General features: G+C 72.7%; 1 protein-coding gene. It reads right to left on the bottom strand.

Translation table 11 applies throughout. The features are described 5' to 3' along the window. Positions 1-252: 252 nt before the first annotated feature. Positions 253-1,097 (bottom strand): GntR family transcriptional regulator (locus GWK61_RS60450; protein WP_323748211.1); only part of this gene is annotated, 845 nt, incomplete at its 5' end.

Raw genomic sequence — 1,097 nt, forward strand, 5'->3', positions numbered from 1 at the left:
ATCATCGACGAGGTGGTGCGCAACCACCGCAACCACGCCGCGGCGCAGTAGCGCAGTGGCGCGGTAGGCGCGGCGGACCTCGCCGGCGCCGGCCGTCCGCCATCAACGGTGCTCGGTGGACGGCCGCGCTTCTTTTAGACGGCTTACGACTTCACGGTGCCATGCAAGTGCGGCTGCGCAACGGTCGCGCCGCCTGCGCAGCGCGCCGTTCTTGCCCGCGGTCCTTGCCCCGCCATCGTTGCCCTGCCGCCCTCATCCCGACGTCGCATCCAGATGCAGCCGCGTCGTGATCCGGTACCGGTCGCCGCGGTACACCGAGTGCGCGAACTCCACGACGCGGCCGGTGGTGTCCTTCGTCGTGCGCTCGACCTGGAGCAGTGGCGCGTAGACCTCGATGTCGAGCAGTTCGGCCTGCTCCGGGTTGGCGACCGTCGGCTCCATCGTCTGCACGGCGTCGGAGACCATGATCCCGTGCCGGTCGCGCAGCAGGTGGTAGAAGTTGCCGGATTCGAGGTCGTCCGGTTTCAGGTTCGGCACCAGCGCCGCCGGGACGTCCAGCCGCTCGATCGCGATCGGCTCGCCCTCGACCAGCCGGACCCGCACGATGCGCAGGATCAGCGCGTCGGCGGTGATGCCGAACCGGGTGGCGCGCGAGGGCCCGGCCGGCGAGGTTCGGAACGTCACCACGTGGCTGGTCCACGTGCCCTCCGCGGACGGTGCGGCCAGCGCCGCGCCCCCGTCCGCGCTGTCGCCGGTCAGTGCCTGGTCGATCTTGCGGGGGCTGGTGAACGTGCCGCGGCCCTGGTGGCGGACCAGGTAGCCGGAGCGCGCCAGGTCCTGCAGCGCCGCGCGGACCGTGGGGCGGGACACGCCGAGGGCTTCGGCCAGGTCGCGCTCGGAGTCCAGGCTGGTGCCCGGGGCCGCGGTGTCGATCAGCTGCAGCAGGTGGTCGCGCACGCGGTCGCGCTTGGCGGTGGCCACTTTGCGGGTCGGGCGGGTCTCGCTGCCTGTCACATCGGACGATTCTGCCAGGTGCGGACCGGCCGGCGTCTCGGGCCGCCGCTGCGGCGGGGTGTCGGCGGGGGATTCGGCGGGGG

Origin of the sequence: Catenulispora rubra, assembly GCF_015356825.1 — a bacterium.
GTDB classification, from domain to species: Bacteria; Actinomycetota; Actinomycetes; order Streptomycetales; family Catenulisporaceae; genus Catenulispora; species Catenulispora rubra.